General features: G+C 47.2%; 19 protein-coding genes. 18 read left to right on the forward strand and 1 reads right to left on the reverse strand.

The genetic code is table 11. The features are described 5' to 3' along the window. A protein-coding gene (locus tag C3B51_RS11810) for an IS630 family transposase (RefSeq protein WP_430929841.1) occupies positions 1 to 1,002 on the reverse strand; the annotation gives its coding sequence in 2 pieces (ribosomal slippage) (positions 1 to 546 and positions 545 to 1,002; 1,004 coding nt annotated over the 2 pieces). This gene is flagged as partial in the annotation. Positions 1,003 to 1,156: 154 nt separating this feature from the next. Here C3B51_RS11810 and flgB point away from each other — a divergent pair. From flgB to C3B51_RS11900, 18 genes are all read left to right on the forward strand, one after another. Then, positions 1,157 to 1,567, forward strand: a complete 411-nt coding sequence (gene flgB / locus C3B51_RS11815; RefSeq protein WP_125720705.1) for a flagellar basal body rod protein FlgB — start codon at positions 1,157 to 1,159, stop codon at positions 1,565 to 1,567. A gap of 2 nt (positions 1,568 to 1,569) precedes the next feature. After that, on the forward strand, positions 1,570 to 2,001 hold the full coding sequence (flgC, locus tag C3B51_RS11820; RefSeq protein WP_125720707.1) for a flagellar basal body rod protein FlgC: 432 nt from the start codon (positions 1,570 to 1,572) through the stop codon (positions 1,999 to 2,001). A gap of 15 nt (positions 2,002 to 2,016) precedes the next feature. Next, entirely contained in the window at positions 2,017 to 2,694 is a 678-nt protein-coding gene (locus C3B51_RS11825) for a flagellar hook assembly protein FlgD (protein WP_125720709.1), read from the forward strand. A gap of 37 nt (positions 2,695 to 2,731) precedes the next feature. Continuing rightward, on the forward strand, positions 2,732 to 4,075 hold the full coding sequence (gene flgE / locus C3B51_RS11830) for a flagellar hook protein FlgE (RefSeq protein WP_125720711.1): 1,344 nt from the start codon (positions 2,732 to 2,734) through the stop codon (positions 4,073 to 4,075). 114 nt (positions 4,076 to 4,189) lie between these two features. Further along, a complete protein-coding gene (locus tag C3B51_RS11835) occupies positions 4,190 to 4,954 on the forward strand; it encodes a flagellar basal body rod protein FlgF (protein WP_125720713.1) in 765 nt (254 codons plus the stop codon). A gap of 18 nt (positions 4,955 to 4,972) precedes the next feature. Next, positions 4,973 to 5,761, forward strand: coding sequence for a flagellar basal-body rod protein FlgG (gene flgG, locus C3B51_RS11840; protein ID WP_010385605.1), 789 nt, complete (start codon positions 4,973 to 4,975; stop codon positions 5,759 to 5,761). Positions 5,762 to 5,776: 15 nt separating this feature from the next. Beyond that, positions 5,777 to 6,466 carry a flagellar basal body L-ring protein FlgH gene (gene flgH, locus C3B51_RS11845; protein WP_130245177.1) on the forward strand — a complete coding sequence of 230 codons (690 nt, stop codon included), beginning with the start codon at positions 5,777 to 5,779 and terminating at the stop codon, positions 6,464 to 6,466. A gap of 11 nt (positions 6,467 to 6,477) precedes the next feature. Then, a complete protein-coding gene (locus C3B51_RS11850; RefSeq protein WP_130245178.1) occupies positions 6,478 to 7,572 on the forward strand; it encodes a flagellar basal body P-ring protein FlgI in 1,095 nt (364 codons plus the stop codon). A 102-nt stretch (positions 7,573 to 7,674) separates the two neighbouring features. Further along, positions 7,675 to 8,658, forward strand: coding sequence for a flagellar assembly peptidoglycan hydrolase FlgJ (flgJ, locus tag C3B51_RS11855; protein ID WP_130245179.1), 984 nt, complete (start codon positions 7,675 to 7,677; stop codon positions 8,656 to 8,658). A 1-nt stretch (position 8,659) separates the two neighbouring features. Further along, the gene (gene flgK / locus C3B51_RS11860; RefSeq protein ID WP_125720721.1) at positions 8,660 to 10,672 is read left to right on the forward strand and encodes a flagellar hook-associated protein FlgK; all 2,013 of its coding nucleotides are present in this window, start codon (positions 8,660 to 8,662) and stop codon (positions 10,670 to 10,672) included. Between the two features lie 2 nt (positions 10,673 to 10,674). Continuing rightward, positions 10,675 to 11,910, forward strand: a complete 1,236-nt coding sequence (gene flgL / locus C3B51_RS11865) for a flagellar hook-associated protein FlgL (protein ID WP_130245180.1) — start codon at positions 10,675 to 10,677, stop codon at positions 11,908 to 11,910. Between the two features lie 410 nt (positions 11,911 to 12,320). Further along, entirely contained in the window at positions 12,321 to 13,319 is a 999-nt protein-coding gene (locus C3B51_RS11870; protein WP_125720725.1) for a flagellin, read from the forward strand. Between the two features lie 542 nt (positions 13,320 to 13,861). After that, positions 13,862 to 14,863 (forward strand): flagellin, encoded by a 1,002-nt coding sequence (locus C3B51_RS11875; protein ID WP_125720727.1) that lies wholly within the window; start codon positions 13,862 to 13,864, stop codon positions 14,861 to 14,863. Positions 14,864 to 15,022: 159 nt separating this feature from the next. Further along, positions 15,023 to 16,021, forward strand: a complete 999-nt coding sequence (locus tag C3B51_RS11880; protein ID WP_125720729.1) for a flagellin — start codon at positions 15,023 to 15,025, stop codon at positions 16,019 to 16,021. A 79-nt stretch (positions 16,022 to 16,100) separates the two neighbouring features. After that, a complete protein-coding gene (locus C3B51_RS11885; RefSeq protein WP_125720730.1) occupies positions 16,101 to 16,538 on the forward strand; it encodes a flagellar protein FlaG in 438 nt (145 codons plus the stop codon). Between the two features lie 23 nt (positions 16,539 to 16,561). Next, positions 16,562 to 17,980: a flagellar filament capping protein FliD gene (fliD, locus tag C3B51_RS11890; protein WP_125720732.1), complete on the forward strand. Its 1,419-nt coding sequence runs from the start codon at positions 16,562 to 16,564 to the stop codon at positions 17,978 to 17,980. A gap of 15 nt (positions 17,981 to 17,995) precedes the next feature. Next, positions 17,996 to 18,424, forward strand: coding sequence for a flagellar export chaperone FliS (gene fliS / locus C3B51_RS11895; RefSeq protein WP_125720734.1), 429 nt, complete (start codon positions 17,996 to 17,998; stop codon positions 18,422 to 18,424). Next, positions 18,417 to 18,701, forward strand: coding sequence for a hypothetical protein (locus tag C3B51_RS11900; RefSeq protein WP_125720736.1), 285 nt, complete (start codon positions 18,417 to 18,419; stop codon positions 18,699 to 18,701). The genes fliS and C3B51_RS11900 overlap by 8 nt, the downstream gene beginning before the upstream one ends. The last annotated feature ends 72 nt before the right edge of the window (positions 18,702 to 18,773 follow it).

Below are 18,773 nucleotides of genomic sequence, written 5' to 3' on the forward strand. Positions count from 1 at the left end.
AATGATTTCACCCTGTCAGCACATGAGATAAACGCATTCCATGCTTCGCTGACCTGATCCAAAATGTCATCGTAGTTGGCAAAGGTTCTGTTTGATAACTTATGTTGCCTCAGCCAGCTCCACACTTGTTCCATGGGATTTAACTCTGGGGAATAAGGCGGCAGCCTAATGATCACTACATTCTCTAAACCCTCTACCAAACCATCTTTGAAGTGCCAGGCTGCGCGATCCATGATGACTACTGCCATTCTTCCTGGTTGAGTCCTTTGTGATATTTGCTCCAGGTGAGAATACATGACTTCTTTATTCACTAAAGGTGAGATGAGTGCTTCTGTTTCGCCAGTCGTTGGACACACTGCGCCGAATAGATAGGTATATTCGAATTGTTGCTGCTTAACGACTCTTGGACGTGAGCCTTTTTCAGCCCATACCTTTGTTGTTGAAGTTTGCTGACCAAATCGCGCCTCATCCTGAAACCACACATCAATGCGCTCAGGAAGCAGGTGCCCCGGGGTGTGAAGGATCGTTTCCAGCTCAAAGTTTTTTAAAAGCTTCCTGGCGAGCTTGATCCGCTTTAGGGTGAATTGAACGACTGCTGATCCATGAGAAGTTTTGTCTTTTCAGCAACCTGTGGACGGCTGACAACTCGTATTCTATGTGGAAAGACTCAGAGATATACTGCTGAATATCTTCTAATGTTAGCCGACCACCTTCCGTGCGGTTTATAGAGTCGAGTACATATGCTTTAAGCTGCTTCAGCTGTGCACCATCCAGTTTACAAGGACGGCCCGAGCGAGGCAGGTCCTCCAGGCCCTCTAATCCATAGTCGAGATAGTCTTTGACCCATTTGTTCACGCTAGTACGACTGACCTTTAAATATTCAGCAATCTGATAGCGAGATTTACCTTCAAAGAAATGAGCCAGCGCAAGCATGCGCACTTTCTTTCTTGGATCTTTAGTTTGTTTGGAGAGCTTAATAAAATCAGAGGGCTGCAAAATCATTATCCCATCGATGGATATTAGATTTTGACATTAGATCATAAATTTAATCAATTTGGTATTACCTGTTACGTTGTGATGCGGCAATTTTCCGCCACTTAAATATTGGCCTTATTCTTGCTTTAATCTCATCAAGTCAAATTTTTGGAGTCGGGTTATGGCAATTAGTTTTGATAAAGCATTGGGGGTTCACCCCCACACTATGCTGATCCGCTCTCAGCGTGCGGAAATTTTGGCAAGCAACATAGCCAATGCTGATACCCCTGGATACAAAGCCAAGGATATCGACTTTGGTCAGGCTTTTAAAGCGGCAAAATCGGCACAGCTAAGCGGCAATAAGATGGTCAGAACCAATGAGAAACACCTTAGTGGTGGGACTCAGTTAAACAATGGCATTGAACAATATCGTACGCCAAATCAAGCAGATACTGGTGATGGTAACTCAGTCGATATACAGGTGGAACGAAACTTGTATGTACAAAATGCATTAGAGTACCAAGCTAGTTTGAGTTTCTTATCTGGTAAATTTAAAGGGCTTAAAAAAGCCCTTAGTGGTCAAGGTGGCTAATTATGAGTTTATATAATGTTTTCGATATAGCGGGTTCGGGCATGAGTGCTCAGAATGTTCGCTTGAATACGACCGCCAGTAATATTTCAAACGCAAACAGCGTAAGTTCAAGTCAGGACAAGGTATACAGAGCAAGGCATCCAGTTTTTGCTGCAGAATTAAATAAAGCTGCAGCTGCTCAACCGAACACTATGGGGTCGTCGGTGGGTGTTAAAGTTCTGGGTATCGTGGAAAGTGATAAACCTTTACAGGTTGAGTATAACCCCAATCACCCAAGTGCTGACAAAGATGGGTACATCTATAAACCGAATGTGAATGTGGTTGAAGAGATGACAAATATGATCTCTGCATCGCGTTCGTACCAAACGAATGTTCAGGTAGCGGATGCCGCTAAGCAGATGCTTAGCAAAACCCTGCAACTTGGCCAGCGCTAAGTGGGAGTATAGCCAATGAGTAACGAAGTCAATTCAGCAACCTCGACCTATGTCGATTCATTGCGTTGGCCTGACAAGCAGGTTCCGACAGAAAAGAATGACGAGTTGAAGCAAGAGGATTTCTTTGCGTTATTGACTCAGCAGTTGTCTTATCAGGATCCTAGTAAACCGGCTGACAACGATCAGATGATTGCGCAAATGACAAACTTCACTATGGCTGAGGGTATTTCAGACCTGAATACGAAGTTTGAAACATTGGCTGATTCTATGACCTCTAATTCTGCACTGCAGGCGTCGACTCTCATTGGCAAAAAAGCCCTGCTTGAGTCAGACACGATCGAACATGGACCGGACATGCAAGCGCGGGGCTCGATCATTGTGACCGAGCCTGTCGAGAAACTGACGGTCAGTATCCTAAATGACAAAAACGAACTGGTAAGAACCATTGATCTCAAAGATCAAAGCCCTGGTGCAGTGCGTTTTGATTGGGATGGCAAGAATAAAGAAGGCGAGATGCTTCCGCCTGGGGATTACACAGTAAAGGCTGAAGGGTCAGTGAATGGCCAGTTTACAGCATTACCAACGGCGACTTTCAGGAATATAGAAAGCGTCAATGTCAATGGTGCTAGCGGCATCGTTATTAACACTAAAGCAGGTGCCGTGCGGCTGACTGACGTCGCAGAATTGGCCTAATTAGAAAGATTTAACCTTAATAGCAAGAGGTGAGAGTATGAGTTTCAATATTGCATTAACAGGTTTAGCTGCGGCTCAGAAAGATCTGGACACGACAGCTAACAACATTGCCAACGTGAATACGACGGGCTTCAAGGAATCACGTGCTGAGTTCGCATCCGTCTATGCATCTTCGGTATTCAGTGCTGGTAAAACAAAAAATGGTGACGGTGTTCAAACCACTATGGTTGCGCAGCAATTTCATCAGGGTTCTCTGAACTTTACTCAGAACTCGCTGGATCTGGCGATTACAGGTGAGGGCTACTTTGCAATGAGTGAAGAATTGGGTTCTCAAGACTTTACTTACAGTCGTGCGGGAGCGTTTAAGCTCAATAAAGATAACTTTATTGTTGATGCCCAGGGTAACTTCCTGCAAGGCTTTCCTGTTGACCCAAGTACAGGTGATACGACATCGGTTAGTTTGAGTACGTCTGCTGCATTACAGATCCCAGATGCATCGGGTTCTCCCCGTGCAACAACAAACGTTTACACCTCGTTTAACCTGGACTCAAGAGTGACATCGCCTACATTGGCGTTTGATCCTACAGTAAGTGCTTCCTACAACAGCTCAACATCTACAACGATTTATGACAGCTTAGGTGAACCGCATACTCTCCAAATGTATTTTGTTAAAGAAGATCCTGCGACAAACCCAAATCAGTGGCAGGTTTATGCAACGCTGGGTGGGCAGTTAGTCGGTCCTGCGGGTGACGGCAGTGTCGCTGGGCCAATTACCGAGTTTGAGTTTGATTCTAATGGTAACCCTGCCTTCACAGGAGACCCGGGAGTACCAGTCTCTGGACCAACCTTTGACCCGTTCAATATCCCAGCAGGTGCTGGCGCAGGTTTATCAACATTATTGACCAATGGCGCAACCTTCCCGAGTAATATCCAGATGAACTGGCGTGATGAGGCAAACACCAAACCACCGACACAGTTTGCGAGCCGCTTTGAGGTTAAAGCGCTAGAGCAAGACGGTGCTACAACCGGCCGACTGGCAGGTATTGATATCGGCTCTGATGGTAAAATTGTTGCATCCTACAGCAACGGCGATTCGACTTACTTGGGTCAGGTGGCGATGGTCCGCTTCTCAAACTCCCAGGGCCTGCAGCAAGTGGGTAACACCGGATGGAAAAAGAGTTTAACATCGGGCGAGCCGATTGCCGGTGAACCTGGGTCGGGTACGCTGGGCACCATCAACTCATCAGCCCTGGAGCAGTCGAACGTAAATCTGACGAACGAGCTGGTAGACCTGATCAGCGCACAGCGAAACTTCCAGGCAAATTCACGGGCGCTGGAAGTCAACTCAACACTTCAGCAGAACATTCTGCAGATCCGATAATCTACTTCATCACCTCTCAAGGCCGCTCAACGCGGCCTTTTCATTTTCTTGACGATCATCTTGGCATCTATATTGCTTTAATCAGTATAGATTGAACAAGTTTAGGTCGTTCCCATGGATAAAATGCTGTATGTCGCCATGTCAGGCGCCAAACAAAACCTGGTTGGTGTCGGGCTAAAGGCAAATAACCTGGCCAATGCCAATACTACCGGTTTTAAAGCCGACTTTGCACAGGCCCGCTCAATGCAGGCATTTGGTGAAGGGCTGCCCACGCGTGTATTTGCGATGCAGGAGCGCCCGGGAACCATGATGACGAGTGGCGCTGTTACTGAAACGGGTCGCGAGCTGGATATTGCGGTGGACGAAAAATCCTGGATAAGTGTGGTAGATGGAGCTGGCGAAGAAGCCTATACCAAGGTTGGTACACTGAATATCACCGCAGATGGGGCACTGGTCACCAGCCATGGTCGTCAATTAATTGGCGAAGGTGGACCTATCATACTGCCGCTGCCGGTAGAAAAGGTGGTCTTCAGTGACGATGGCTCTATTCAGGTTCGTCCTCAGGGCGCACCGGCCAATTTTTTAGAAGTGGTTGACCGATTAAAGATTATTAACGCAGACAATAGCAAACTTGAAAAAGGCAATGATGGTTTGTTCAGGCCAAAGGAAGAGGCACTCGAGGATGGCGAGTGTGGATTTTGTGAAATTTCCCCAACCGCCAAAGTCATGAGTGGCTATCTGGAAATGTCCAACGTGAATCCGGTTCACGAGATGGTAGACATGATAAACCTTCAGCGTCAGTTCGAAATGCAGATGAAACTGATGAAAACCGCTGAAGAAATTGATGAGCGACACACTTCGCTCCTGCGTATCGTTTAAGAGAGTGAGGTATAGATTATGAACCCAGCATTATGGATCAGTAAAACCGGCCTAGATGCCCAGCAAACTGATATTTCGGTGATTTCGAATAACCTAGCGAACGCCAGCACCGTCGGATATAAGAAAAGCCGCGCTATATTTGAAGACTTACTCTATCAGAATATTAATCAGCCAGGTGGCCGCTCCTCTCAGGATACCGAGCTTCCGTCAGGCTTGATGTTGGGGGCGGGTGCCAAAGTGGTCGCAAACCAGAAAAACTTCTCGCAAGGCAATATGCTGAGCACAGAAAACTCACTGGACTGGATGGTTCAGGGGCCTGGCTTTTTTGAAATCCAGATGCCTGATGGCACCATTGCCTACACGCGAAATGGCCAGTTTACCACAGATGAAGAAGGTCGAATTGTGACCTCAGGTGCCGGCTTCCCGGTGCAGCCTGAGATGAACGTCCCGGACAATGCTAATTCCATTACCATTTCTCAGGATGGTGAGGTGTCTGTGAGTATCCAAGGGGAAGCCGCCAATACGGTCATAGGTCAGCTGGTTATCAGTGATTTTATTAACCCGTCGGGTCTGGAACCAATTGGTCAGAACCTTTACACCGAAACCGCTGTAAGTGGTGCGCCGGTTCAGGGCAACCCGGGCGTTGAAGGTCTGGGCTCAATTGTCCAGGGTGCACTGGAAACATCGAACGTTAATGTGACAGAAGAGCTGGTCAATCTGATTGAAACACAGCGAGTTTACGAGATGAACTCAAAAGTGATTAAGTCCGTTGACGAGATGCTTAGTTACATTAACCAACAGCTTTAAATGATTGGGGGTAGTATGGACAAGTTACGTACACTTGGCCTGGTAGCGGCAGGCTGTATAGCTCTGAGTGGTTGTACAACAACACAAAATAAAGATGTTAAGCGGGACGATCCTTACTACGCGCCCATGTACCCGGAAGCGGAAGCTGCACCCGTTGTGCCAACTGGCTCGTTATTTAATGCGTATGCCAACGATCTGTATTCAGATAAAAAGGCCCTTCGCACCGGCGATATTATTACGGTTGTACTGAGAGAGTCGACCCAGGCGTCAAAAGCGGCAAATTCCAAGCTGGATAAAGACAGCGAAGTGGATATCGATCCTATACTTGGGTTAGGTGGGGCGGCAGTCAACTGGGGTAATAAAAGTATTCAGCTGGACGCCGGGGCTAACTCCTCCTTCCAGGGCGATGCCCAGGCCAACCAGTCGAATAGTTTGATCGGTAATATTTCTGTCAATGTCATGCGGGTTTTACCCAATGGTAACTTGGTGATCCGAGGCGAAAAATGGCTGACACTGAACACAGGTGAAGAGTTTATCCGTCTTGAGGGCCTGGTCAGGCCGCAAGATGTGAATGCAGATAATACGGTGGAATCAAACCGTATAGCGAATGCGCGCATTCAGTACTCAGGTAAAGGCGATACTCAGGAAGTACAAAGTGCAGGCTGGCTGACGAAGTTCTTTATGAGCGCCATCATGCCGTTTTGAGGAAGCAGATTATGAAATTATTCAACATGTTCGTGCTGGCCATTGCGCTTATCGGCAGCCACTTTGCCCATGCTGAACGGATCAAAGATGTGACTATGGTTGAAGGCGTGCGCTCAAACCAGTTGGTCGGGTATGGCCTGGTGGTTGGTTTACCCGGCACAGGGGAACAAACGCGCTTTACTGAACAAAGCTTCAAAGGCATGCTCAATAGCTTTGGTATTACCATGCCCGCTAATCTCAAACCAAAGATTAAAAACGTCGCAGCGGTAGCCGTTCACGCTGAGTTGCCAGCGTTTGTAAAGCCAGGTCAAACAATTGACGTGACCGTGTCTTCCATTGGTAGCGCAGGCAGCTTGCGCGGTGGCACCTTATTGCAGACCTTTCTGAAAGGGGTCGATGGTAATGTGTATGCAATTGCTCAGGGCAGTATGATTGTCGGTGGCTTAGGGGCTGAAGGGCTAGATGGCAGCCGGGTTGTGATCAACACGCCAACCGTTGGACGTATTCCAAATGGTGGTACCGTTGAGCGCGCAGTCAGAAGCCCGTTCACACAGGGAGATCATATTACGTTCAACCTGAACCGTCCCGACTTTACAACGGCCAAGCGTCTGGCTGACACCATCAACGATCTGGTCGGGCCGCAAAGTGCACAGGCGATGGACGCAGCGTCGGTACGAGTGATCGCACCGCGAGATCCATCTCAGCGTGTCGCTTACTTATCGACTCTGGAAAATCTGGAATTTACACCGGCAGATACCTCCGCGAAGATCATCGTGAATTCACGCACCGGCACCATAGTCATTGGTAAGGAAGTCAAACTGCAACCCGCGGCCATTACCCACGGTGGTTTAACCGTCACTATTGCAGAGCAAGTGAACGTGTCTCAGCCTCAGCCCTTAGCAGAAGGCGAGACAGTCGCTACTCGTCAGAGTATTGTTGATGTTAACCAGGATGACTCTCGTGCGTTCGTTTTTGACCCCGGCTCCAGTTTGGATGATCTGGTCCGTGCTATCAATGCCGTAGGGGCAGCACCTGGCGACTTGATGGCGATCCTTGAAGCGCTAAAAGAGGCCGGCGCGATACATGGTCAATTAGTCGTCATTTAACGCTTCTTTTATAATCAAATAGTTAGCCCCATTTTATGGGGCTTTTTTTTGGCTCAATAATTGCATTGTTATTAGTTATGAATATTGATGTGTTTTTGAGCAATGAATACTGATCCGACTCGCAACCAAAGTTTCTATGACTTAACTGATTTGAACTCGTTAAGACAAGACGCGCTGAAAGGTGCTGGTGATGCCAATGCCTCTGAAGAAGCGTTGCGTAAGGCGGCTCAGCAGTTCGAATCTATTTTCACCCAGATGATGTTGTCCAGTATGCGTAAAGCAAATGAAGTACTGGAAGACAAAGACAGTCCGTTTAATTCCAGCAGCGTCAAGTTTTATCGCGATATGCATGATCAGCAGATGTCTATGCAACTGTCCAGTGAGGGGAGTTTAGGCCTTGCTGATCTCATTGTGCAGCAGCTATCGCCTAACCGCGATGGGTATATGCCAAGCTCGGTATTGCGCACTGGTGCCGAGTTGCAAAGTGATCGCATCGCCAATGCTGAAGCGAGTCAAGCGAATGTCGAAAAAGAACGCAAAGCCGAGAAGCAGCCTGAGGTGAAAGAGAGTGCGTCTGACGACGTGCGATTCGATGATCCTGAGTCTTTCATTAGTCAGCTATGGGATCATGCTAAATCTGCGGCTGCCAAGATTGGTCTGAACCCAGCGGTGATGGTTGCTCAGGCGGCGCTGGAAACAGGCTGGGGCAAGCATATTATTGCGCGTCAGGACGGTGAAAGCAGCTTTAACCTGTTTAACATAAAAGCAGACAAGCGCTGGCAAGGCGACAGCGCCAGTAAAATGACGCTCGAGTTTGAACAGGGTCTGCCCGTCAAAAAGCAAGCGAACTTCAGAGCGTATGACTCGCTTAAAGAGAGCATCAATGATTATGTCGATTTCCTGCAATCCAACCCCAGGTATCAGGAGGCCTTAACTAAGACAGACAATCCAGATCAATATCTGGATGCGCTGCAACAGGCCGGTTACGCCACTGATCCAGATTATGCAGAAAAAATTAAACGTGTGTTGGGCAGAGGAGAATTTCAGTCCATGTTGTCAGCGTCAGTGCATCAGGGAGTAAACTAAGATGTCATTTAACCTAATGAATATCGGGTCGTCAGGGATCAGAGCCAGTTCTGAGCTCTTGCAAACGACCAGTAAAAACATCGCAAACCTGAATACCAAAGGGTATGTTCGCGAACGGACTGAACATACTACCATGATCAACAATCAGGTTGGTCGTGGTGAAACCGTGCGCTTGCTTAATGAGTTTGCGCAAAGGCAGCTAAACCGGGACATTTCTAACAAGTCTTACTACGAGCAATTTGTGACTGAGGCTACGCGGGTAGATACCTTGTTTGGTGAGGAATCAAATAACCTGAATCAAAGCATCAATGCCTTGTTTAACAGCGCGCAGGAGGCGATGAACGTTCCCTCGTCGTCGGTTAATCGTTCTATATTTCTGACCAAAGCACAAAACATGCTGGATCAGATGGATAGACTGTCTGGGATCGTATTTGATCAAAACAACATTGTTAACGAACAGCTCGATATATACGCAGATGAGGCAAACAACCTGATCCAACAAATCGGCGACCTTAACACAGAAATTGCAGCCTACAACGGTAATTTTACCAGTGGTGAAGCTAATACTTTGCTTAATCAGCGGGATCAGGCAATTCGCGACCTTGCGGAGCTGGTGGATATTGAAACGCTGGATGGCGCCAACGGCAGCAAACAAGTCTTCCTTGGTTCCGGGCAATCCCTGGTGATGGAAAATGGCACCTTCAATTTGTTTTCCTTAGCTGGCGACCCTGATCCCAATCATAAAGCACTGAAACTGGATGTTCGGGTTGGTCAGGCAACAGCGTTAGATGTGGATCTCAACACATTGAAAGGCAAAGTCGGGGGGTTATTGGCATTTCGTGACGAAATCCTGGTGCCTGCGCAAACTAAGCTGGGCCAGATAGGCCTTGCGCTGACAGATGCGTTTAACCAGCAGAATCATCTGGGTATGGACCTGGATGGTAACATCGGAGGAGATATTTTTACCTTACCTACGGTGGGCGGATATCCCTATTCAGACAACACAGGCAGTGCGCAAGTGACCGCGACGCTGGAAGCTGGTATGGGAAGTAGTATACCGGCAGAGGATTTCCGGATTACTTTTACGGGGGCGAATACGGTGGAAATTGCCGCTGTAGATAGTAAAGGTAATGTGATAGGCACACCTTCTACCGCCAACGTGACCGCGGGCGTGATAGATTCAAACACCTTGCTCACTGGCGAGTCATTCGGGTTACAAATGGCGGTGACAGGTGCGGCCAATGTGGGCGACAGTTTTCTGGTCAAGCTGAATTCCGGGGCTGCGGGAAATCTTTCTCTGGCAACCAGTCGTCCGGAAAGCCTGGCGCTGGCTTCTCCTATCAGAACTTCTGCTGGGCTTAACAACACCAGTACCGCCACGATTTCTGCTGGTACGGTCACAAATACTGACCCTGCAACGAGTAACTTTGATGGTTTAAGCCCTCCGGGGCTGAGTAATGGTCAGATTAGCTTAGTTAAGACCGCCAATGCCAATGAATATCAACTTAACGACGGTAATGGTACAACGACTTTTACTATTACCCCACCGGCTGAAAATATGCTGGCTCAAGCCGGTAATCCTTATGATGCATACGGTTTTGACTTTAATATCGAAGGCACCCCCGCGACAGGCGATACCTTTGTGATTGAGTTCAACACTGGCGGATTTGATGATAACCGCAATGGTGCTGAGCTTAGCAATCTTCAGTCAAGCCAGTTGGTCAGACAAAATGTTGTGACCACGGCGACAGCCGATAACTTGAGTACCTTTAACGAGGCATATTCAGGTATGGTGACAGAAATCGGTGTCGTAGCAAATCAGGCCAAGACAAATGGTGATGCATTCAATGCGCTGGCCGCTCAGTCTGAAGCCTGGTACGAATCTATGTCCGGGGTGAACCTGGATGAGGAAGCTGCGAATCTGTTGCGCTTTCAACAATCTTATTCCGCGGCTGCACAGGTCATCACTGTTGCGCGGACCGTATTTGACACACTATTAAGTGCAGCGAGGTAATCATGCGTTTGTCTCAAAATATGATGTATCAGAATAACCTCAATTCGATACTGGATAACCAGCAGGAAGTGAACAAGGCCATGCAACAAGTCAATACGCAAAAACGCGTTATAACGGCTTCTGACGATCCTTCTGCGATGGCGCGGGCACTTTTATATACCGATAAAATACAGATCAATGAACAGCATGGTAAAAACCTGACCATGTTAAAAAACAGGTTAAGTACCCAAGAAACTGTGCTAAACGGTATTAAAGATGGGATAGACAGTGCTTACAGTAAGGCTATCCAGGCTGGTAATGGGTCGCTTGCAAATGTTGACCGTCACGCCATTGCTGACGAAATTGAGTCAATTCAAAGTGCTCTGCTGAGCCTGATGAACACTCAGTCGGAGGATGGACGTTATATCTTTTCCGGTTATCAGGACAACACCAAAACCTATCAGTTTAATGCCACCACCGGCAGCTATGATTATCAGGGCGATCAGGGGCAGCACAAGATTAAAATTGCCGAGGGAGTGGCAATTAAATCCAGTGATAACGGCTTTGATACCTTCGAGAATGTGGCTGCCCGGTTAAATGTGACCTCTAATACAGCAACGCCTGGCGCAGGGGTAACCGCAGGGACTGTGTATGTTGAAGATCAGGGCGCATTTGATGCATTCCATAAGGCCAATTATAACGCCGATCCAACAGCGCCAGCGACGGCAAATACCCTAACGTTAGACATGGCGCCAGGCACACCGAATACCTATCAGCTGAGTCAGGGCGGAACCGTTATTTCGACAGGCACTTTTGAGGGGAATGCCCTGGAAGTGGCTGGGATGGCGTTTGGGTTCAGTGGTACTTTGCCCGGCAGTATGGATTTTACGCTGGCAGCCCCGGAGAAAAAGAACATTCTGACCACACTGGAAGAGCTTACAACGGCATTGCGTGATGACACCTTAAGCGGTGACGATTATCGTCAGAGGCTGGCAGATGCTATGGTCGGGTTTGATAATGCCAAAGCAAAGGTCTCCTCAATTCAGTCCGCTCTGGGCGGGCGACTGAATACCGCCACTCTGATCTCAGACGCAAATGCGGATCAGGATATCAGTAATAAATCCGCTAAGGCAGACCTGGTTGAGCTAGATATGGCAGAAGCCATCACTGAGTTGACGAAACATGAGACCGCCTTGCAGGCCTCGCAGGCAACGTTTGGTCGACTATCTAATTTAACGCTGCTCGACTATATAAGATAGCCTTTCGTTACGAACGCCACCGACCCGGTGGCGTTGTTGTTTACAGAGGTGGCAAATTATTGCCTTAACGGCACGCAAAGTTCAGCTTTTATTCCTTTTGCCATTTGTACATCGAAATCTTCCTTAATTCTTACATTGACCATCAACTCATTGTTTATTAGTCATTAAATAATCCATAGTTTGGGATTACAGAGCGACTGAAGCAAGTCAAATAACCTCCCGCTGGCCCGCTATTTACAAATAAAAACCTATATAATTCATTTGCATATAAAAAAATCAAAAAAAATTCTAAAGGAAATTTTTGCCTGACCGATAACTTAAATAACCAAGCCGGAGAGTGAAACTGAACTCAAACGCTGAAAGATTGAAATTGAGAGTGTGAATACTCGTTTTAAAGTGGGAGAATCACCATGGCACTTTATGTAAATACTAACGTAAGTTCTTTGAACGCACAAAGACAATTAATGAATTCTGGTAACTCTTTGGATACGTCATTCAAACGTCTATCTTCAGGTTTCAGAATCAATAGCGCGGCAGATGATGCAGCAGGTCTACAAATCTCTGACCGTTTGACTTCACAGATCGATGGTCTGAACCAAGGTAACAGAAACGCAAACGACGGCATTTCACTGGCGCAAACCGCAGAAGGTGCAATGGAAGAAGTAACGTCTATGTTCCAGCGTGTCAGAACATTGGCACAACAGGCTTCTAACGGTTCGAACACAGATGAAGACCGTCTGGCAATCCAGGAAGAGATCCGCTCACTAATGAGTGAGGTAAACCGGGTAGCTGCGGATACTACTTTCGGTGGTACAAACTTGCTGGATGGTACCTATGAAGCCAGCTTCCAGGTGGGTGCAGACGCAGTACAGACCATCGGCTTCACGATGAAAGAAGTAGGCGGTACAGCGGCAGGTAACTCACTGACTGCTAATGGCGGATTTACACTGTCGGGTATCGCAGGTGCGGCTTCGACCGTAGTTGGTAAAGCACTGCACGGTGCACCATCAGTAGGTATTATCGGCACGGCACAACAAGCGACGTTGTCGGCGTTAGATTCAGCTTACACGGCATCAAACACGTTTGCTTCGGTATTCACTGAAACAGGTATCAGTGTATCGAGCCAGGTAGGTGCACAGCAAGTTATGGCAGGTATGGACGCGTTGATTGCGGTTGTTGACAAAAAGCGTGCTGAGCTAGGTGCGGTACAAAACCGCTTCCAGTCAACCATTCGTAACCAGTCGAATATTTCTGAAAACCTGTCAGCTGCGAAATCTCGGATTAAAGATACTGACTTCGCACAGGAAACAGCAAGCCTGACCAAAATGCAGATTCTGCAACAGGCAAGCCAGACCATTCTTAGTCAGGCTAACCAGCGTCCACAGGCTGCACTAAGTCTTCTGGGATAATAGGTAAAGAAAATGGTGTCTGAGCCCGATGGGGTATTTGACTCAGACACCGTATTGGACGATAAAGCGGAGGAGCTTAAATCCAATAGCGTTCATTCGAATATGAACACGTTTTTATTAATGCATAGTCCATGCCAAGTCTATGTACAAAAAATTGACTCACTCTCAATCTTAATAAGCCACCGCATTGCGGTGGCTTTTTTCCTTCTATACCTCCGCAATAAATTGTCCGGATGTTGTTAGCGCAAAACTGGCGCTGAGCCTGCATGTATAAATACTGACTTACTATCCGTAGGCGCCACTGCGTTTTCTCAGAGCCTGCGCCTTAGGTTAGCGGTTGACTCACCAACCAGGTAACTCAGGACTATAGAATGATAGGTATGACATGTTGGCACGCTATCTGCTTATTTATCGATAAGTACAATTTGGCGTCAAAGTGGCAACTGATTGCCCCCCGAAAGGTAGTCCAATGCTGATATGCCGCTTTGTCATTGTAGTGTCTAAGTCTCTTAGACCAATTTGACAAGTTAAGAGAGTGAATTATGGCTTTATTTGTAAATACCAATGTGAGTTCATTAAATGCGCAACGGCAGCTGATGAACTCAGGTAACGATCTGGATACGTCTTTCAAACGTTTATCTTCTGGCTTGCGGATCAACAGTGCGGCTGATGATGCGGCTGGTTTACAGATCTCTGACCGATTACAGTCGCAGATCCTGGGTCTGAATCAAGGCAATCGAAATGCCAACGATGGTATTTCACTGGCGCAAACCGCAGAAGGTGCCATGGAAGAAATTACCTCCATGTTTCAGCGAGTCAGAACTTTGGCACAGCAGGCGGCAAATGGCTCGAATACAGATGAAGACCGCCTGGCGATTCAAGAAGAGATCCGTCAGCTTGCTTCTGAAGTAAACCGTATCGCCAGCGATACCACTTTTGGTGGTCAGAACCTGTTAGATGGTACCTATGAAGCCAGCTTCCAGGTTGGCGCTGACGCAGTTCAAACCATTGGCTTCACGATGAAAGAAGTGGGTGGCACGGCAGCAGGCAATTCTCTTACTGCAAATGGTGGCTTTACGCTGTCAGGGATTGCCGGTGCGGCATCTACGGTTGGCGGCAAAGCGCTGCATGGTGCGCCCTCTGTTGGTATTATCGGAACTGCTCAGCAGGCCACGTTGTCAACGCTGAACTCTGCCTATACCGCATCAGATACCTTTGCAAGTGTATTTACCGAGACCGGGATCAGTGTATCCAGTCAGGTTGGCGCGCAGCAGGTACTGGCGGGAATAGATGCAATGATAGCCGTGGTTGATAAAAAACGTGCCGAGTTGGGTGCGGTACAGAACCGCTTCCAGTCGACCATTCGAAACCAGGCTAACATCTCAGAAAACCTGAGTGCGGCGAAATCTCGAATTAAAGATGCTGACTTTGCTTTAGAAACCGCAAACCTGACAAAAAATCAGATTTTGCAACAGGCAAGTCAGACGATTCTTGGTCAGGCAAACCAGCGGCCACAGGCTGCATTGAGCTTGCTGCAAGGCTAATTTCGACTTTTTTAAAATTTTTTAGAAAAAAAGCTAAAGTTTCTGCTTGTCAGGTCGATAGCCGAATTAGAGAACTAGGTTTAGAGCTCTAAATTGGTACTTGAGCAGGGTAGGGGTATCCCGCTCTCGTGCTATCACATAGATAAAGCGGAGGCTATTATGGCTTTATACGTTAATACCAACGTAATGTCCCTGAATGCGCAGCGTCAGCTGATGAATTCAGGGAACTCTCTGGATACATCTTTCAAAAGATTATCTTCGGGTTTCAGAATTAACAGCGCATCTGATGATGCGGCTGGTATGCAGATATCAAACCGTTTAACAGGCCAGATAAATGGTCTGGATCAAGGCATTCGAAATGCCAATGACGGTATTTCACTGGCGCAAACTGCAGAAGGTGCGCTGGATGAAATGACTGCGATGTTCCAACGTGTCAGAACCTTGTCACAACAAGCGGCGAACGGTACCAATACTGATGAAGACCGTTTGGCGGTACAAGAAGAGATCCGCTCTCTTGTCAGTGAAGTTAACCGGGTTGCAACGGACACCACCTTTGGCGGACAAAACCTGCTTGATGGTACCTATCAGGCAAGTTTCCAGGTTGGTGCTGATGCTGCACAAACCATTTCGTTCAGCATGAGAGAGGTGGGTGGAACCGCGGCTGGTAACTCACTCACTGCAAACGGTGGCTTTACGCTGTCAGGGATTGCCGGTGCAGCTTCTACAGTAACCGGCAAAGCTTTGCATGGTGCACCATCTGTAGGTGTTATTGGTACAGCTCAACAAGCTACATTGTCAGCGCTGGACTCTGCTTACACCGCATCAGACACATACGCATCGGTCTTTACCGAAACAGGTATCAGTGTGTCGAGTCAGGTGGGTGCACAGCTTGTAATGGCTGGTATGGATGCGCTTATCGCTGTGGTTGATAAAAAGCGTGCCGAGTTAGGTGCGGTACAAAACCGTTTCCAATCGACCATCCGTAACCAATCAAACATCTCTGAGAACCTGAGCGCAGCGCGTTCGCGCATCAAGGATACTGACTTTGCACAAGAAACCGCTAACCTGACCAAAATGCAAATCTTGCAACAGGCGAGTAGTTCAATTCTGAGTCAGGCTAATCAGCGTCCTCAGGTGGCTCTATCGCTACTGGGATAAGCAGGTAGGGCCAGGTCCAGACTTCTCGTCAGACTTGGCCTATACTTAAGGAAGTTAGATTTCAAGTGAGGTTTTTCGTATGAATGATCTAGCTTTATCACAGCAAAATGGTAACTTCTCTTCTGCTTCTCGGACGGAACTGGTAAATAACACGGAAGGTCGCAAGTTTACAGATTCTCAGCGTCCTGTAGAGCATGCGAATAAAGCAGAAGCGCAGGAACAGAAGCAAGCGCAAACGAGCGTAAACCAGCAGCTGGCTGAAGCGCAACAGGCACAAAGTGTTGACGTTAAAGCCAGTCTGGATAAGTTAAATGAAATTATTCCCGTCACTTCAACAAACTTGTCATTTGAGTTTGATGAATCGGGAGACCCACCGTTTATTCGGGTTATTGACAAAGACAGTGATGAGGTGATCCGCGAGATCCCCTCTGAAGATATCAGGGAAATTGCTAAAGCTCTGGATGACTTTGCCGATACCATAAAGGGTAAAGGGTTGATTTTTGATCACACTGCTTAATAAGCAGGAACTGGAGTATAGTTATGCCACTCATTACATCAGCAGGTATTGGTTCTGGCCTTGATCTGGAAAGCATTATTAGTGCGACCGTCAGCGCCGAAAGAAACCCAAAACTGCAGCGATTGCTGGAAAAAGAAGACTCTCTGAAAGTCGAACTTTCGTCTATTGGTGAAGTGAAGTCGGCGTTATCTAAATTACAGGATACGTTCGAAAAGCTGGCAAATATGGATAACTTTGGTAAACGTACTGCCAGCATTACTCAACCTAGTGGTGGGGACTTAATTTCAGCAACACCCACATCCAGTACTTCTACCGGTTCATTTAAGATAGAAGTACAGCAACTTGCACAGGGCAGTCGCGCCGTATCGGGCGACGGCCTGTTTACTTCTGGTGACGATGTTGTTTCTGCTTCAGGCGGCACTTTGACCTTTGAAGCGGGTGCTGATAAGTCGTTTACTCTGGACGTCACTGCAGGCATGACTTTGTCTGAACTGCGTGATGCCATCAATGATGCTGATACAAATTTTGGTGTGACTGCCAACATTGTTAATACCGGCATTGACGGTGTGGGCAGTAAGTTGGTGCTCACGTCGAATGTTACAGGAGCGGGCAATGATCTGAAGGTCACGAACGACAATGCTGAGCTGGATAATGTGTCTACCGATGCCAATGGCGGTGGGGCTGGTAGCGGTGGTATGGCCATCGACCCGGCGAATGATGCTGCGCAGGATGCCATTATTGTTGTAGATGGTATTACTATCAACAACAGCTCAAATACATTCAAAGATGCAGTACAAGATTTGACGATTAAGGCGGTGCGTGAGAGTGAGGCAGGGGAAACAGCCAAACTTAACGTAGATGTTGACCGTGAAAGTGTCACAAAATTAGTGGATGAGCTAATCACTAATTACAACAACCTGATCGGCCAGATCGGTTTGCAAACGCGGGTAGGTAAACCGCTCAATGGTGACGCCAGTATGCGCTCTCTGAGCGCGCAACTGATTAATACATTAGGGGGAACCCTCACTGATGCTGGGCCATTCGAAACGATTTTTGATATGGGGATCGGCGTTAAGAAAGATGGTTACCTGGAAAAATCGTCACTGGTGCGTAGCCTGAATGAAGCCATGGATGAAAATTTTGACGATATTGGCAAGGCTTTTGCAGGTGAAAATGGTATCGCAAAGCAGATGGAGTCCTTGCTCGAGGAGTATGTCAAGCCAAAGGGGTTGTTGAAAGAAAGAGAAAACAACCTTAATGAGCAGATTAAAGACATCGATGCAGACAAAATCGACTTAAATGAAAGAATGGGTGAACTGGAAGCAGGATTGAGAAAAAAGTACGCTGGGTTGGATGTGTTGCTTGCGCAAATGCAACAAACTCAGACTTATCTGGGTTCTCAGCTGGCCAGTCTACCAGGCTTTACCAGTTCTAAATCGTAAATAGAGAGTGTTGCCATGTATAATGCAAAAGTAAGAAATTATCAAAAAGAGGCGCTAAAAACGCGCGTAGCAGGTGCTGACCGCTACGAAATTATTCAAATGCTGATGGCCGGAGCACTAGAAAAAATGGTGCTTGGAAAAGTTGCGATTGAGAAAAAGCATTTTGAAGCAAAAGCTGAACATATCTCGAAAGCGTCAGCTATCATTGAAGCCCTCCGAGCATCTTTGGACTTCGAAGTCGGTGGCGAAGTGACAGAAAACCTGTATGCATTGTATAGCTACATGCTGGATCGCCTAGTAGATGCGACCATGAAAAACGATGCATCGATTGTCGATGAAGTGTCGGGTTTGCTCAAAGAGATTAAATCGGCGTGGGATGCCATTCCCGTTGATGTTCGCATGGAAACACTGAATCAACAGTCCAGTGAGTCAAGCTATGGTTGATATTGATGGCTTGTTTGTAAAGCTAGACGACGCAACAAAAGCCATTGAACAAGAAGAATATGGCAAGGCTCAGGAAGGAATTGTGGCAATTTCTGAGCTTTTGCATGCGATTGAGCAGCATCAATGGGTTGAGCACCAGGAAAAGATGGTGCGTTTTGAACAAGCCTTTCGAACTTTGCTCACTCAAGTTGCACAAGCGAAAGAGCAGACCAAGGATCAGTTAGGTACTTTTCGGCGCAACACTGGAAAGTTAAAAGCCTATAGAGCCAACCTTTAGAAAAAATTTGTTTTCTATCATTTAGTTGGCATTTTACTTGCTGGCATGTATGCTAATTTAAGTAAGTAATAG

The sequence above is a fragment of the Pseudoalteromonas rubra genome (assembly GCF_004212645.1).
Taxonomy (GTDB): Bacteria; Pseudomonadota; Gammaproteobacteria; order Enterobacterales; family Alteromonadaceae; genus Pseudoalteromonas; species Pseudoalteromonas rubra_G.